The sequence below is a fragment of the Alteromonas sp. MmMcT2-2 genome (genome assembly GCF_022348305.1).
Classification (GTDB): Bacteria; Pseudomonadota; Gammaproteobacteria; order Enterobacterales; family Alteromonadaceae; genus Alteromonas; species Alteromonas macleodii.
Genome location: NZ_JAKRFA010000001.1, coordinates 180,462 through 197,070, shown reverse-complemented (window position 1 = coordinate 197,070; position 16,609 = coordinate 180,462). Strand labels below are relative to the sequence as shown.

Below are 16,609 nucleotides of genomic sequence, written 5' to 3'. Positions count from 1 at the left end.
TTATCGATAAACCTTCTCCATCCGTCTTACTTTGTTAGGTAAGGCAGTTGTAAAACGAGGAGTAAGGTCATAACTATAAGTCATAACAGGTTTCAACATTGCGAGGCAATATGGCTATCCCATACTCACTGCTAGATTTAGCGCCAATATCTGAAGGTTTTGGCGTAAAAGACGCGTTAAACAATTCAAAGTTAATGGCTGTGGAAGCTGAGCGCTGCGGCTATGAACGTGTGTGGTTAGCCGAGCATCACGGCATGCGTGGTGTTGCCAGTTCTGCCACCTCAGTAGTGTTAACGCACATTGCTAATGCTACCTCGACTATTAAAGTGGGTGCGGGCGGTATTATGCTGCCAAACCATGCACCTTTGGTCATTGCTGAACAGTTTGGCACCTTGGCTGAATTATTTCCCAATCGCATAGAGCTTGGACTCGGTCGTGCACCAGGCACTGATATGGCAACCGCACGCGCGCTTCGTCGCAATTTGCAAAGCGATGTAGACAGTTACCCAGAAGATATTCAAGAACTTCAGCACTACTTGGGTACACCGCAAGACGGGCAGCCAATTGTCGCAGTACCTGGGGCAAATACTCATGTCCCACTGTGGTTGCTTGGCTCTAGCTTATACAGTGCCCAAGTGGCGGCAAAAATGGGGCTGCCATATTCGTTCGCCTCGCATTTTGCGCCCGATGCGCTGTTCGATGCGCTTCATGTGTACCGCAATATGTTCAAATCGTCGCCTCAGTTATCAGCGCCAAAAGCGATGGCTGGTGTGATGGTGGTGATTGCTGAAACCGATGAAGAGGCTGAACTCCTATTCACGTCAGTGAAGCAGCAATTTATGAACATGCGACGTGGTCTTAATCGGCCTTTCGCTAAGCCTATGCCTAACTTTGACGAATATTGTACGGCGACTGACGAAGCAATGTTATCGAATGTATTGAGGTATGCGTTGGTAGGTTCGAAAGAGACGGTGCAAAACAAGCTAGCTCAGTTTGTTGAAGCGACGGATGTTGATGAAATTATCGTGTCGATGCCGATTTACGATATAGAAGCGCGCCTGTTTAGTGTTAACGCATTTGCGGAAATCGCATCTTAGTTTTAAGAAAGCTATTCCCAGTATTGAATATTTGGTTATAACTTCCACTATGAATGACCTTCGAATAACTTTATGATACGTCTATATGTGCGTATTTTCAGTTAGTTGTGTTAGGTTCACAGTCATGACAAAGGTCTGGTTTTCCCTTCTTTTAGCTTTATCATCTTTGATGTGGGGCGCTAGTGCTGCTTTTGCGAAAGAAACCCTGGACCTAATTGTTCTTGAAACACTGCCTGTTCCAATTGTCGCTGATTCGCGGGCCGAGTTCGAAAAGGAACTTGCGCGGATTATGCCCGATCACGAGATTAACGTAACATCGTATAACGCCGAAGGCTCTGAAGTTCGTGCTAAGGAGATACTTACCGAGCTTGCACAAAACCCAGCGCCTGACCTTATTGTATCGGTGGCGACCCTTGCCACCAGAGCGCTGAATGCGTCTGAAGCGTTTGTTGATGTACCTAAGCTGTTTATGGCGGTCTCAGCACCGGTTGAAGAAGGAATAGTTTCTGCTATTGGTGCGGTTAGTGAACGCAACATGACGGGCGAGTCACACGTGCTAGACGCAAAGGTAAAGCTAGATATGTTAGAGGGCGTGCTCAGAGCGTCTAAGCCCTCATCGCTTTTTACCATCGGTCTAGTCCATTCTACATACCCATCGTCAAGTAACTTGGTTAATCAACTTCTGGCACTGAATGGTGACTACGAGAACATAAATCTTGTTGCTGTTAGTACACCGTATATAGAAGGAGATGATGGACTGGTTGAAATGACTGACAGCATCATCAACAGCTTGCAGCAAAAAACAAACGAGCTGGATGGTTACTGGCTTTCATCTGGGCCGCTCGCGGAATCGAATGGCTTAGTAACAAAGGTAAAAGAAGCTACGGGACTGCTTCCTTTATTTGCAGAAAGCATTTCCTCTGTGAAAGAAGGTGCGCTTCTTGGCGTAGTATCTGAGCCAGCGAGTATTGGCAAATCAGCTGCAAGAAAAGCCAAGCTAATTCTTGAGAAAAAATCGGCGAGGGACATTCCCGTTGATAAAATGGATACGTACACTGTAGCGGTAAATGTGTCTACAGCAATCAAACTGCAGTTACCCATTCCTTCAAATTACTTGAAGCTGTCGAAAAAACATGTGTATCAATAAGGCCTAATTAGAAGTAAGTATGCGGATTAAATCGAAACTGCTGGTTATCTACATTCCAATTTTATTAATTGGTATGGCACTTACAGGGTATTGGGCTTATTTGACGGCGTACGATTCAGTACGCGAAAGAGAATATCAGCTCCTCACTCAGACGCTTACATTAAACGTTTTAGAGATCATTGACGAAAGACGTGAACTGCTTATTGAGTCGGGCCTAGAGAATGTGCCTGTGTTTCGCGAGGCCTATCAAAAGGAAGTGTTTGAAGAGCTAAAGTCGTTGCAGCAAGCCACCGACCGCCACTTTGCGATCAGTGACAAGAGTGCTGATACTGTGGTGTTTAGTACGATGGAGCACACTGTGGTTCCTAATGTCGAAGATGCGACAATCGCAACCATTGCCAGTCGTAAGGTCGCCTTTGGTGAGTCGAATATTAACGATGCTGACGTGTTATTTGCGTGTGCGGAATTTGCGCCATGGAATTGGAAAGTTACCGTATTGCAGCCTGCTGACGCACTGCAATCTTCCCTATCTACTATTGCGTGGCTAACGTCATTAGTGACGCTATTTGCTGTCGTTATTGTCAGTTTGCTTATGGGAAGAGTCACACAGGTGTTTGTTGTTTCTCCTATCGAAAAAATAAAATCAGCAGCAAGTCGCATTGCGGTTGACCATAAGAAGGTCAGTATAGGCTTACAGCAGAACGACGAGTTAGGTAGTTTAGCGCGAGACGTTGAGGCAATGTCTGGTGAAATAGAGCAATACGTTGCTCAAGCTCAGCAAGCAAACCGCGCAAAAACGGATTTTCTTGCGGTAATGAGTCACGAAATTCGCACCCCACTGAACGGTATTCAGGGATTAGCAACGCTACTTCTTGATACGCAACTGTCGGATAAGCAGCATCAGTATGCCAGTGATTTGAAATCATCGGCGTCTATTCTAGCGACCGTTATCAACGATGTTCTGGATCTCTCAAAAATTGAATCAGGTATGTCAGAGGTTGACGTTACAGAGTTCGATCTTGACGCAATGCTGAATGACCTTATTACGCTACTGGGTACCAATGCTAGCGCCAATAGTACGCGTTTGGTTTACAAAAGTAAGAACATGGAATCGGTGGCAGTAACCAGTGATATTACGAAGTTACGCCAGATAATCATTAACTTGGTGAGTAATGCAATTAAGTTTACTCATAAGGGCACTGTGACTATTTCCGCCAAACTCAAACAGCCTTCACAGGATACCGTGAGCGAGAACCATTTGGTAATTGCGGTTAAAGATACCGGTATTGGTATTGAGCCAGACAGGCTCGAGCATATTTTTGATAAGTTTACGCAGTCCGATTCATCAATTACGCGTAAATACGGTGGCACTGGGCTAGGTCTTGCTATTGCAAAGCAGCTTGCACAAATATTAGGTGGTGATATTAAGGTGGTGAGCAAAGTAGGTGAAGGTTCATGTTTTACCGTTACCGCCAACGTGCAGAGTCGTCGCAGGGTGGAGTCGTCGGCCGATTCAGATTCCGCGCGACAAGCAGAGCGCGCTAGCTTACCAGAAGGTATTAAAGTTCTGTTGGCTGAAGATAATGCCATTAATGCTGTGGTAGCACAGGCACTCTTTGAACAGCTGAAATGTGATGTTGAGCACGTTGATAATGGATTGAAAGCCGCTGCACGAGTTGAAGAGGGCGGTATAGATGTTGTTTTCATGGATGTGCACATGCCAGTGATGGACGGCATTGAAGCGACAAAACGCATTCGAAAGCTTGATGGAGAGCTTAGCAAAACCCCAGTTATCGGGCTTACCGCCGAAGCATTCAAAGAGCGTCACGTGTCATTTAAAGAAGCGGGGATGGACGACATCGTTACCAAACCTGTCACCGTTGAGGCACTGCAAGAAAGTTTGTCAAAACTGGCGCTTAATCAAGAAGTCACTGATAATAGTTAACGAGATATAGCTTCAGTAATTTGAAGTTGTAAGAGCCCGTGGGGGATTTCAACATGGGCTAATATATAGATGCTTTAACAGTAACTTATTGCTTAAGGTGGCGTGTGCAAATCAATAAAACCCGCGAGCTACTTCGGCTGAGAATTGCGCTGATCATTGGTACTGTACTTGTGCTTGCCTTTATGGCTGCTGACTTGATGCTACTACCAAGCAACATGTACGAGTTGTACATATTCGATCGCTTACTTCTTCAATTCCCTATTATACTCGTCGTTGTTGTACTCTCCTTCTGGCGCAGATTCATACAGCTTCGAGCCAATATTTTCGCAGGGTTACTTATTGCGCTTTCTTACAGTAACTACTGGTTAATATGGGTTTGCTGGGAAGAGCATAGCTTCATTTTCCCCTACGAGGGCACCATTTTATATGCTTTCTTCTGTGTGTTTGCGCTGGGCATTGCCTTTAAATTAGCGCTAGCAGCCAACGTCATCAATATTCTGGGTTTCTTGGGGTTAATGTGGGTTGCGCCGGTTTATGGTGACAGAGTTCCAATCTCAATGGCATTTGTATCTGGGTCTTTGTTTATTTGTGTCTATGCCCGTTATCGGTTAGATCGCAGCGTACGCATGTTAAAAGAAACCAATGACAGGCTACTTAAACTTAGCAAATTTGACCCCTTATCTGATTTATTGAATCGGCGTGCGTTACGAGAGCAGAGTGAAAAACTGTTGGCGTTGAGTAAGCGTCATAAAGTGTCGATGGCTGTGATGATGCTCGACTTAGATGATTTTAAAAAATATAACGACTGTTTTGGTCATCAGCAGGGTGATGAAGCCATAAAAATACAAGCCCGCATTATGAAGCAGGTCTTTAAGCGAGAGACAGACATATTAGGTCGGTACGGTGGCGAAGAGTTTATCGTTGTATTGAGCGACATTCAGAAAGAACAAGTTGAGAAGCACTGTGATGCACTTTTGAATAAGTGGACAGAAGCAGCATTAGAACATGCACAAGATGCAAAGCATCCTTTAATGAGTTGTTCCATTGGTGTGGTGTTTGCCAAGTCGGCCGAGAATATGTCAATTGATTACCTTATTGACGAAGCAGATAAAGCACTTTACGAAGCAAAAGAAAAAGGCAAAGCCCAGTTTGTATTAAATCAGGCGCAGTGCTTAGAATAACACTGCGCTTTTTCACGATTGGCTTACAGCTTCACAATCATCTTGCCGGTGTTCTTGCCTTCAAACAGCATATTTAGGCCCATCTCGGCGTTCTCTAAGCCTTCCACAGTGTGTGCACGGTACTTGATTTTACCTTGTTGGACATAAGGCGAAAGCTTTTGCAGTAGTTGTGGAATTTCACCCCAGTGATCAGGCATAGCAAAACCGCGAATGTTAATTCGCTTTTTAATCAGCGGGATCCAGTTCGGGCCCGGTGACGGCTTTTCAGACTGGTAATCGGCAATCATTCCACATACCACAATTCGGCCATGGGCATTCATTCTGTTAAAAATGTGCTGCTGAATAGGACCGCCCGTATTTTCAAAGAAGACGTCTATTTTATTTGGTGTTAGTTCGGCTAACTTTTCTTCTAAATTGTCGGTTTTGTAGTTTATAGCCCCATCAAACCCAAGCTCGTTAACTATCCAATCGGCTTTATCTTCGCTTCCTACTACGCCAATTACACGCAGGCCGTCTGCTTTAGCAAGCTGACCTACAATTGAGCCTACAGAACCTGCTGCGCCCGTAACAATAAGTGTCTCACCTTCTTTGGGCTCGCCAAAGTTATATAAACCTGTTGTGGCCGTTAGGCCTGGTAGTGCAAAAACACAAAGGGCCATTTCCTCAGTAATGCCAGGCTGAAGTTTGTTAAAACCAGAACCGTCGCTGAGCACATATTCACTCCAGCCAGTCATTCCCATAACTTTGTCGCCAACCGAAAAATTAGGGTTGTTAGACTCAACCACTTCGCCCACACCGCTTGAGCGCATTACATCGCCAAGCTTCACAGGTGGAATATAGCTCTCTCTGTCTTCACTCATCCAACCTAACATCGCAGGGTCTAAAGACATGTGAGTTTGCTTTATCAAAATTTGACCGTCTTTAGGCGTGGGAATTTCGAGCTCTTTGCTTTCAAATAAATGTGGCCCAATTTTTCTGTCATGGGGGCGATTAACGAGTGTAATAGCTTTGTATGTTGACATGGTGTCCTCCTGTTACAAGCACAAATGGTCGACGTTTTATCGAATGTAAAAGTGCATCGCTAAACACGGTTACATCTGCGCTGTTTAAAATAGGGTGGGGGTTATAGACATAAACACAACCTATTTATAAATTTGAGTGAAACCTTTTTGCATTTCCAATAGGTGTTAGTGATAGTTAATTAAAATGGTGTTAACAATATTGAGATCTTTAGTTAACTCTGTTTTATCAAGGTTGCTTATAAATACGTCGAAGTTGTAGCCATAATTGTAAAAAATGCGATAAAAGTGCGTAAATGGCGTTTACTTGCATTGAACAAAAGTACTCAGATCCGTAGAATGCCCGATGCAATTTTCCCCTTTTACAATGAGTATCTTATGAAGCAACAGTTTTCTTTACGTGCCTCAGTTTGCTTAGCGCTTGCTACCTTAGCCTCTTCTTCTGCGCTGGCAGCTGGTTTCCAAGTTAATGAACACAGTGCAAACGGTCTAGGCCGTGCCATGGCTGGTCAAGCGGCTAAGCCAGAGAATGCCTCCATTTTAGCAACTAACCCTGCAGCGATTGGTGTATTTAAAGAAGCTGAGTTCAGTGCATCAGTAAGCTTTATCGATCCGAACGTAGATATCGATGGTGTTGTTAGCTATGCGTTAGGCGAAGCCCCAGTTGGCCAACCTATGCCAGCAGCAGAAGACAACATTGCAGATACTGCTTTTGTTCCAGGATTCTTTTATGTAAGCCCAATTAATGAAAAGCTATCTGCTGGTGTAGGTGTATTCACAACCTACGGTCTTCGTTCAGATTACTCTGATGATTTTGGTGCGCTGCATTTTGCTGACACAGCTGAAGTAAAAACGGTTACCCTAAACCCTGCTGTATCTTATAAAGTGAATAAGCAGCTTATGGTAGGTTTTGGTTTAAACATCACTTACGCTGAAGCTGAAATTGGTTCTGGTGTATCAAACACGCTAGCGGGCACTGTTGCAGGCCTAGCGCCAACAGCAGAAGCATTAGGTATTACATTGCCTACGCTTACTCCTGGCAATTCACTGTTTAGCATGGAAGGTGACGATTGGGGCTATGGTTGGAACGCTGGTATTTTCTGGCAACCAACTGATATGACTAATGTTGCGCTTTCATACCGTGCAGAAACGAAACTAGAACTTGAAGGCGCGGTATCTTCAGAGACGCCAGTGTTTCCTATCAACTTAAACCAGCCTGGTAGTCTAGATTTGAACCTTGCTGCGATTACAGAGCTAGCGATTGATCAAAAAATTGACAATCAGTGGTCTGTACAAGCAAGTGTTACTTTCACTGACTGGAGTACGTTTGAGAAGCTTGAAGCTAACCTAGAAGACGGCATCGATTTCCTAATTAAAGAAGAGAATTTCGACGACTCATGGCGTGCAGCGCTTGGTGTAACTTACATCCTAAACGATGAAATTACCCTTCGTGCTGGCTATGCTTATGATGACGGTGTGGTATCGGTAGAAAACCGCTCACTAAGTATCCCAGATACAGACCGTCATTGGTTCTCTGGTGGTATGACTTACACGGTTAGCGAAGATACATCAATAGACGTGGCTTACGTATTCATAGATGGCCGTGAAGCGAATATCGACAAAGATAGAACGATTCTAAGCAATGTTCTTCCTGGTACTGACTTTACCACTAACTTCTCAGGCACACAGTCAGCTACTGCGCACATTCTAAGTGTTCAAATGAACACTCGTTTCTAATTTCAAAGAAGCCAAGTTAAATAAGAAAGGCAGCGTATTTACGCTGCCTTTTTGGTAATGACCTATGCACACTGGTATAACGTCGCATTTTTTATGTGCGATGGGGTTCTTGTGCGCTGTTTAACGACTAAATTTGCGCAAATAAATCTTGAAGACATGTAATTGCTGCGCCGATTTTTGCAGGCATTAGCTCCCTTTTCGGTGTAACCGCATAAACCGTATAATCTGGTAACTCCCAGTCAGTGAAGAGCTGCTTCATTTCACCAAACTTTAATAGATGTCTCACTTCTGGTTCGGGAAGAACCGCATAGCCAACACTATCTTGAGTAAGTTTAATCAATGTCTGCATTGAGTTGACATCAATGCGTTGTGTATCCAATTCATACTCGCCTTCGCTTTCGTGCTTCATGACGTATTCTTCAATATGTCTGTGAGCAATGTATGTATGCGCGTTAAGCGCTTCAGGCGAAGTCAGAGTTTCGTTTGCAAGTGGATGGTCTGCAGAGACACATAAAATGCGCTTCCAGGTCGCGAGTACCAAACTGCTGAAATTTGTATCTGATACTGGGGCGAAGCAAAGAACAAGATCGGCACTGGAAGCGATAATGTCTTTAGGCTCGTCAGTTACGGTTAAAGAAATAGTTATTTTAGGAAATTCTTCACAAAGCTTTTTCAGTGGCTCGCTTAACAGTCCTCCGCCAAAACCCTCCGGCGCGATGATGTTTATTTTACCTGTGGGATCATCCTGCAGACTTTCAATTTTTTGCTGGGCAAGTTCTGCGTTTTGTAGCATTTGCTTACTGGTTTCGTAATAGATGCGCCCTGCTTCCGTTAGGCTCAAACTTCGGGTATTTCGGTTAAAAAGGCTAAGGCCGATATCGTGTTCTAGCTTTCTTAACTGCTGACTAATAGCAGAGACAGTCATGTGCAGCTCTCTCGCAGCTACACTCATGCTGCCGCTATCGGTTACTGCAACAAAAACCTGAAGAGAGCGAAGTAATTTAGTATTCATGGCGCTTAGTTAATCCTTTTTATTGGCCGCAGTATTTTGACTGTTCATTTGTAGCAAATTAACGACGGAAATAGTCGAATTCTACCGTATTTTAACGTTGATGAACGCTTTTGAAGCAGGTCTTTACGCAATGCTTACATTGGAAAGTTATGCATTCTCTTCGCATTTGTAGCTAAAATTAATTTTGGAGCTCGCCTTGTTTTAAAGATGTTTTCTTTATGTTTTTAAATGGTAAATTATTGAAATCCAGCGTTTCTTTGCCCGGTTAAAGTGCTAGTTTAACTATTCACTAACTATGCAGCTGAGAATCGCGAATGAAACAGTTTACTTTGATGATTATTGTTCTGCTCTCCACCTCGTGGATGGGCGGTTGTACTTCTACTAAAACGTCCGATGGCGCTTCATACGGGCCCGCCGCGTTCTCACAGCCTGCGTTTACTGCTGTTACCGTAGCCTACGCACCCGAAATGCAGGGTATCCTTAATCGTATTGAGCAAGATCCCAATGCATCCATTCACACAACCACAACCATCAAAGGCGTTACGTATCGCATAGGTACCTATCACGACGAGCCAATATTAATATTCGCTACTGGAATGAGCATTGCAAACGCTGCTATGACTATGCAGATGGCGTTGGATTACTTTCCGGTTAAGCAAGTGGTTTACATGGGGATTGCGGGAGCGGTTAACCCAAAATGGCAACCGGGTGACGTCATTGTTCCGGCGCGTTGGTACTACCATGATGAGAGTGTGTACACCAATGAAGATCCGAATGCTCCGGGGGAATACATACTGCCTGAATATTATGCAAAGTTCATTGAAGAGCAAGATGAACGCCGCGCTAAAGATCCTCACACACCAAAATATAAGCCCTTTCACTTCATTCATCCTGACGAAGTGCTTATTGTGAAAGAGGGGATGGATAAACCACAAGATACCGCCTATTTCAGCGCGACACCGCGTCTTTTAACTGCGGCGAAACAAGCTATGAGCACTATGCCAACGCAGCGCGTGCTTGGTGAGCGGGATGCCGAGCTCTTTGTAGGCGGAAATGGTATTACTGGGTCTGTCTTTATGGATAACCGCGAGTATAGAAAGTGGACAAGAGACGTGTTCAATGCCGAAGTAACTGAGATGGAGTCAGCCGCAATAGGTCAAGTATGTACCGTTAACGACGTTGACTGGATTATTGTTCGAGCTATTAGTGATTTGGCTGGCGGTCAAGAAGGCGTTAACGTAGAGAACAAGTACGACGATGAAGTGTCGCGAATTGGCGCTAACGTTCTGTTTTCTGTATTAGATACACTCGCTGAGGACGAGTAGTCGATAGTATGGCAAACATTGAGGCAACGTTGCTTCTTTGCATATGAATGTTAGTTTCAAAACTAAGCCAATCGCGACAGCCTAAAAATAAGTAGGCGGATAGAGAAGGTAAACAGTACGCGCTATCCGCCTTTCTTAGGTGCTTCTAACGCTATCAACTGAACGCCAGCGAGCAAGCTGTTGTCGATACGTGGCTAGCGGATGGTTCTGACCATATTTATGGTATTTGTCGCAAGTTTTACTTCAACCAGAAAAACAATGAGCGCACTGATTAGAAACATCATAGCCAGTATGAACAATACGATGACTGGTGTTTTTAAATCGACAACCCATAGCGACCCAGAAAACAGCGCCATAATGACGGTACACACCATCAGTCCAGCGGCGACACATAGCCCAATCGCCCAGTTAATCACTTTTACCCTGCGCCATAGCACCTTAATTTCTTTTTTTGAGCGATCGACAATATGCGGATCTGAAAGGGTATGAATCTGTCTTTCTGCCACCCTCACCCTGTCGGATATTCGGCCCAGCCGAGACGACATAACATTGAGGAAGCCCGCAATACCGGTAAGTAAAAATACGGGGGCAACAGCGAATTCGATAAGCTGTGAAAGACTAGGAATAAGTGTGTCCAATGGTTCCTCCAGCGAACAAAGTTTTATGTTCTTAATTCAGGCAAAGAGTGATTGACCCATTGCTGAATCTACTAACGTACTGCCAGTCTATATGCGTTAGATACACGTAAATTAGAAATAGTGTATAAAACTAAGACTTATGTTGTGACAGTAAAGTCTGCGAACTGCAAAGTCTACGCCAACGCTTAAATCAGAGATATGACGTAATGGTCAAAATGCCGCAACAGTTTAGCGAGTTTTAACCCATTCTTGCCTAAATTAACGATACACTAGCATCAGTTGCTAAAAAAACATTTTGTCATCATAAGGATAGATAATGCGCTTTGCCCCAAGCTTTCCTCTGTCGTTGCTAGCTGTGTCTCTGCTATCGCATGCAGCCATCGCTCAACAAACCAATGAAATAGAAAGAATTGAAACCACGTCTTCTCGTATACAGGGAAATATGAATGCTTCCGGTTATGCAGTGTCGTCTATTTCAGAAGAAACGCTTTCGCTGCTTTCATTTCAACATATCCAAGAGTCGCTGAATTACATTGCGGGTGCCGGCGTACAGCGGGGCAATGGGCAAGAGTATTTACCTGCCCTTCGTTCGCCAGTGTTAACCGGCGCTGGCGCGTGCGGCGGAATTTTAGCTGCAGAAGATGGTATTGCGTTGCGCGCAGCAGGTTTTTGCAATATTAACGAGCTGTTTGAAGCACACGGTGAAATTGCACAGCGTATTGACGTGATAAAAGGCCCTGCGTCAGCGCTTTATGGCTCTAATGCGATACATGGTGTGATTAATGTGATTACCCCTGACACAACCCAAGGCGACGGGGAGGTTAGCGTTGATTACGGGTCTTATGGGTTTCATCGCGTAAAGCTTAAAGAAGGGAAAGACTTTGGTCGCAGCGGCGTGGGTATTGCTGCCAGTGTTACCAGAGATACAGGATATCGAAATGAAGAGGGCGTTGACCAAGAGAAAGTCTCGCTTCGCCACAGGCTAGAGTGGGATAACTCGGTTATCACGAGCGGCCTTACCTATACCCATCTGGACCAAGAAACTGCCGGCTACATCGAAGGGTTTGAAAGCTACAAAAATACACAAATAGCCAAAAGCAACTCAAACCCCGAAGCGTTTCGAAAAGCAGAAAGTTTTAGGCTATGGAGCAAGTTCGATACAAGCTTTAGCGGTGGTCATGCACTGTCGATTACACCTTACTTACGCAACCAGGACATGCGTTTTAGAATGCATTTTCTTCCAGGCAAACCCCTTGAAACGAATGCCCAAAAAGGCGTTGGTGTGCTGTCTCAGTTCAATTACGTCTTCAATGACAACTTAAATACGGATATAGGGCTAGACGTAGAATACACCGAAGGTGAATTAACCCAGTCACAAGACAGCGCCACAGAAGGGTCAGCCTTTTTGGTTGAAACCATTCCTGCAGGTAAACACTATGATTATGATGTAGATGCCACGCTATTTGCGCCTTTCTTTACCTTTAATTGGCAAGCTGAGCATTGGGCTATTTCTGTCGGCGGGCGCTTTGAGTCTATGCAATACGACTACACCAACAATATGAATGTTGGTCGTGTACGCGAGGATGGCACACAGTGCGGTTTTGGCGGCTGCAGATATTCCAGACCAGCAGACAGCGAAAATGATTTTAATAACTTTAGTCCGAAGTTTTCACTTCGTTATCAACTTAATCCTCAAACACAGTTATTTGGCGGCATCGCAAGAGGCTATCGCGCGCCTCAGGCAACAGAGCTGTATCGTTTGCAGCGTGCACAGACTGTTACTGATCTTGACTCGGTAACGGCCGATAATATCGAGATGGGCGTTTCAGGTACACTATTTGACGGCAGCTATACGCTTAGCCTTTACAGCCTACAAAAAGATAATGTGATTTACCGCGACAGCGACTTTTTCAACGTAAGCAACGGCGAAACGTGGCATAGAGGCGTAGAACTTACTTTTGACCAACCGTTAAGCGATATACTGCACTTAGATTTTGCTGGTACATACGCAAGGCATACCTACGAGCACAGTCAGCTCTCAGGTGAACAAGACATTAAAGGTAATGATATTGATACTGCGCCAAAGCTTCAGTTTAACGCTCGTTTAAGCTTTGAGATGTCGAGCAAAGTACAAACGCAACTAGAGTGGCAGCATGTTTCGAGCTATTTCACCGACGCTGAAAATCTCAACGAGTACGAGGGGCATGACTTGGTACATGCGCGTGTACGCTACAGCGTGAACGAAGACGTTACATTGTATGCGCGGGTTAACAATGTATTTGATACGGACTACGCTGAACGCGCCGATTTTACTAGCTTCACAGGCCCTCGATATTTTCCTGGGCGGCCTCGAAACTTCATGATAACGGCATCGTTCACGTTATAGCTTCAAATAAGCAGCTGTAATAGATAATTATTAATCTTGAAAATACAGACTATTGCCGTGATTTGCTTGTACCGCAGCGGCATCAGGCGTAGTCTGTAGGCATCAGCATGGGTCTCAGTCACGCCATGTATAGCGCTTGGAAAGGTCAGGCGACATACGTGGAATGATTGTTAATAGGTATACCCATGCAAAAAATAGTAATTGTTGGTGGCGGTGCTGGTGGTCTTGAATTAGCCAGTCGCTTAAGCCGCACCCTCGGGAGAAAGAAACAAGCCGAAATTACCCTCGTCGATCGCAGTCGAACCCATATCTGGAAGCCGCTATTACACGAAGTGGCCGCCGGTGTAATTGATAAGCATTCAGACGGTGTGGACTACGCCATCCACGCTGCAGCTCACCACTACCGCTTTCAATTAGGTGAAATGTGCTCGCTTAACGCGCAAGCGCAAACCATAACCTTGTCGCCTTTAATCGATGAAGAAGGGACTCAGGTTTTGCCTGAACGCGAGATTCATTATGACCAGTTAGTGCTGGCGGTTGGCAGCGTGAGTAACGACTTTGGCACACCTGGCGTTGCTGAGCATTGCTACTTTCTTGACTCGTTAAAGCAAGCTGAACGTTTTCACAGAGCGCTTCTTAATCAACTAATCCGCATCAATCAGCAAGAAGATAAAGACGCCAGAATTGATGTCGCTATTGTCGGGGCAGGAGCAACAGGTACTGAGCTAGCCGCTCAACTTCACCATGTGGCGAATTTGTCCAAGGCGTACGGAATGCCAGACATGTCAGCTTCTCGTCTTAAGATTACGATCGTAGAAGCGGGAGAGCGTATATTGCCTGCGCTACCTGAGCGTATAGCAAACTCTGCAAGAAAAGCGCTGCATAAGTTGGGCGTAGACATTAAAGAGCAAACCATGGTGGCAGAAGCCGACGCGAAAGGGCTGATCACAAAAGACGGTGGTCGGATTGACGCTGATTTAATGGTGTGGGCTGCGGGGGTGAAAGCACCGGACTTCATAACAAAGCTTGCGCTTTTTGAAACGAACAGAGCTAATCAAATTCTTGTTGATAAGCAGCTTCGCAGTTCATCTCATAAGAATATTTGGGTGTTAGGCGATTGCTGTGGTTTCCAGCAGGAAAATGGGAAGTGGGTGCCGCCTCGAGCGCAGTCTGCCCACCAAATGGCGGATATTGTTGCGCATAATATAACGTCGCTATTTACTCAAAAAGACACGAAAGATTTTACTTACAAGGACTATGGATCCTTGGTTCACTTAAGTAAATACAGCACTGTTGGAAGCTTAATGGGCTCACTGTCAAACAGCAGTATGTTCATTGAAGGGCGTCTAGCTAAGTTGGTTTACGTTTCTTTGTATAATATGCACCAGTTTGCAGTACACGGAAAAATTAAAGGTGCTCTAAAGCTCCTTGTGAAGAAGTTAAGTCAGGCCATCAGCCCTAAGCTGAAGCTTCACTAACCACATGTAAAAAAAGCCCCATGTTTGGGGCTTTCTTAAATCATAAATTTAGTTCGCTGGGACTAAATGTAAATAGCTATTGTTTCACGCCTTCAACGTGAAGCTCTAATTCTACCGTTTGCGACGCTGGGCCTAAATCATAGTCGATGCCATAATCTTTAAGTGCAATCGTCGTTGTGCCCATAAAGCCTGCACGATAGCCGCCCCATGGGTCTTTGCCTTCGCCAATCTTTTTGGCTTCAATTGTAATAGGCTTTGTTACACCATGAAGCGTGAAGTCACCCATTACATCCATCATGCCATTGCCTTTATCGACAATTTTTGTGCTGACAAACTTCGCCTCTGGAAAGTCGTCAACGTTTAAGAAATCGTCGCTCTTAAGGTGCTTGTCACGCTCTGCGTGGTTTGAGTCGATACTGTCGGTATCGATAGTCACCATAATTTTTGCTGCACTAGGTGCTGCGTCGTCGTAACTAAAAGTACCTTTAAAATCGTTGAAGCGACCAGTAAGCCACGAGTAGCCCAAGTGTTGAATTTTAAAGTTGATAGACGCGTGGGCGCCTTTGCTATCAATCACATAATCTGCGGCGTTAGCGGTGCTTAAAGACAGCGCAGCGGCCAAGGCAAGTGTTAACTTCTTCATCATTTCTCCTTTTTCCTCAATATCATCGAAGCCGTAACATCTGCTTCAGTGTGTCATCGTTACTAATAAAGTGGTGTTTCAGCGCAGCCAGCGCGTGAATGATTGCTAATACAATCACTGACCACGCAATATAAAAATGGGCCTCTCCTGCAATGTCTTCTTGATTTTCAAAGAACTCGCCCATTGCAGGTACAGAAAACCAATTAAATACGTCGATGCTTCTTCCATCGGCCGTTGAAATTAAATAGCCGCTCGCGAATAGCATGATAATCAAGGTGTACAGAAGCCCATGACCTATGCGACTTAACCTTTTTTCTAACGGGGTGCCATGTGACGGCGGCCGTGAAGTAACAAAGCGCGTGACTAAGCGAATAACAGTGATGGCAAGCAAAATTAATCCAACACTCTTGTGCCAATGCGGTGCCGTCTTATACCAGTCGCTGTAATATGTGAGGTCGACCATCCACAGCCCTGAAGCAAACATGCCGACAATGGCAATGGCAGATATCCAATGCAAAATAACTATAGGTCTGGACCATCTTGATTTCATATCACTTCCGTTATTACTTACTTGCAATCAGGTTGTTTAGACCTTCAGTTAATGCGTTATCTCAAACGCTAAATGACCGCTGAAAAAACACCTCATGCATCAATTGAATCTAGTGTATTTCTAATTACGTTGGCTAAACATCACATTTAATGGGAGTGTTCGTTCTTGTTTTTAGAACGAATGTACAGAAAATAACCCACCAAACCTGAGTCGCGACACGGCTAGTTTTCTAAGACATGTCGTTTAATGGTCGATAAAATGCGCTAAACACCTCTATTAAACGCGCTAAATACTCTTATAGTTTAAATAGGCAGTAACAAAAGTGGCTGCTTTGCTTCAATGTTGTTTAGTTCAGTAGAGGTTGTACGCTTTGCGCGTTTCGTACGTTTTGTTGGCCGTTATTCTGCCAGCGTTATTTTCATCACTAGTATCCGTCTCCGTATTGGGAGAG

The 16,609-nt window shown here is 44.7% G+C and carries 13 protein-coding genes; 8 read left to right on the top strand and 5 right to left on the bottom strand.

Annotated features, from left to right (window positions below; genetic code table 11):
* Positions 1–110: 110 nt before the first annotated feature.
* The 4 genes from MHM99_RS00825 to MHM99_RS00810 all read left to right on the top strand — a co-directional run bounded on the left by MHM99_RS00825 (position 111) and on the right by MHM99_RS00810 (position 5,370).
* Positions 111–1,097: an LLM class flavin-dependent oxidoreductase gene (locus MHM99_RS00825; RefSeq protein ID WP_239217743.1), complete on the top strand. Its 987-nt coding sequence runs from the start codon at positions 111–113 to the stop codon at positions 1,095–1,097.
* Positions 1,098–1,221: 124 nt separating this feature from the next.
* Entirely contained in the window at positions 1,222–2,244 is a 1,023-nt protein-coding gene (locus tag MHM99_RS00820; RefSeq protein ID WP_014980639.1) for an ABC transporter substrate binding protein, read from the top strand.
* Between the two features lie 19 nt (positions 2,245–2,263).
* Entirely contained in the window at positions 2,264–4,189 is a 1,926-nt protein-coding gene (locus tag MHM99_RS00815) for an ATP-binding protein (RefSeq protein WP_239217741.1), read from the top strand.
* Positions 4,190–4,293: 104 nt separating this feature from the next.
* Entirely contained in the window at positions 4,294–5,370 is a 1,077-nt protein-coding gene (locus tag MHM99_RS00810; RefSeq protein ID WP_239217739.1) for a GGDEF domain-containing protein, read from the top strand.
* A 23-nt stretch (positions 5,371–5,393) separates the two neighbouring features.
* Here MHM99_RS00810 and MHM99_RS00805 read toward each other — a convergent pair whose 3' ends face one another.
* Complete coding sequence (locus MHM99_RS00805; protein WP_239217737.1) at positions 5,394–6,392, bottom strand: NADP-dependent oxidoreductase; 999 nt, start codon at positions 6,390–6,392, stop codon at positions 5,394–5,396.
* Positions 6,393–6,767: 375 nt separating this feature from the next.
* Here MHM99_RS00805 and MHM99_RS00800 point away from each other — a divergent pair, with 375 nt between their 5' ends.
* On the top strand, positions 6,768–8,126 hold the full coding sequence (locus MHM99_RS00800; RefSeq protein ID WP_049585748.1) for an outer membrane protein transport protein: 1,359 nt from the start codon (positions 6,768–6,770) through the stop codon (positions 8,124–8,126).
* Positions 8,127–8,253: 127 nt separating this feature from the next.
* Here the strand turns inward: MHM99_RS00800 and MHM99_RS00795 are convergent, their stop codons facing one another.
* Positions 8,254–9,138, bottom strand: coding sequence for a LysR family transcriptional regulator (locus MHM99_RS00795; protein ID WP_239217735.1), 885 nt, complete (start codon positions 9,136–9,138; stop codon positions 8,254–8,256).
* Between the two features lie 314 nt (positions 9,139–9,452).
* Here MHM99_RS00795 and MHM99_RS00790 point away from each other — a divergent pair, with 314 nt between their 5' ends.
* A complete protein-coding gene (locus tag MHM99_RS00790) occupies positions 9,453–10,463 on the top strand; it encodes a 5'-methylthioadenosine/S-adenosylhomocysteine nucleosidase (RefSeq protein WP_014951196.1) in 1,011 nt (336 codons plus the stop codon).
* A gap of 194 nt (positions 10,464–10,657) precedes the next feature.
* Here MHM99_RS00790 and MHM99_RS00785 read toward each other — a convergent pair whose 3' ends face one another.
* Entirely contained in the window at positions 10,658–11,101 is a 444-nt protein-coding gene (locus MHM99_RS00785; RefSeq protein ID WP_014951195.1) for a DUF2721 domain-containing protein, read from the bottom strand.
* Between the two features lie 316 nt (positions 11,102–11,417).
* Here MHM99_RS00785 and MHM99_RS00780 point away from each other — a divergent pair, with 316 nt between their 5' ends.
* Both MHM99_RS00780 and MHM99_RS00775 read left to right on the top strand, forming a co-directional pair.
* Positions 11,418–13,487: a TonB-dependent receptor gene (locus MHM99_RS00780; RefSeq protein ID WP_239217733.1), complete on the top strand. Its 2,070-nt coding sequence runs from the start codon at positions 11,418–11,420 to the stop codon at positions 13,485–13,487.
* A gap of 185 nt (positions 13,488–13,672) precedes the next feature.
* On the top strand, positions 13,673–14,965 hold the full coding sequence (locus MHM99_RS00775) for an NAD(P)/FAD-dependent oxidoreductase (RefSeq protein WP_039233728.1): 1,293 nt from the start codon (positions 13,673–13,675) through the stop codon (positions 14,963–14,965).
* 76 nt (positions 14,966–15,041) lie between these two features.
* On the opposite strand, the gene MHM99_RS00770 is transcribed toward MHM99_RS00775, so the two are convergent.
* Positions 15,042–15,608: a YceI family protein gene (locus tag MHM99_RS00770; RefSeq protein ID WP_014951192.1), complete on the bottom strand. Its 567-nt coding sequence runs from the start codon at positions 15,606–15,608 to the stop codon at positions 15,042–15,044.
* A gap of 22 nt (positions 15,609–15,630) precedes the next feature.
* Positions 15,631–16,158 carry a cytochrome b gene (locus MHM99_RS00765; protein WP_239217731.1) on the bottom strand — a complete coding sequence of 176 codons (528 nt, stop codon included), beginning with the start codon at positions 16,156–16,158 and terminating at the stop codon, positions 15,631–15,633.
* Positions 16,159–16,609 lie beyond the last annotated feature (451 nt).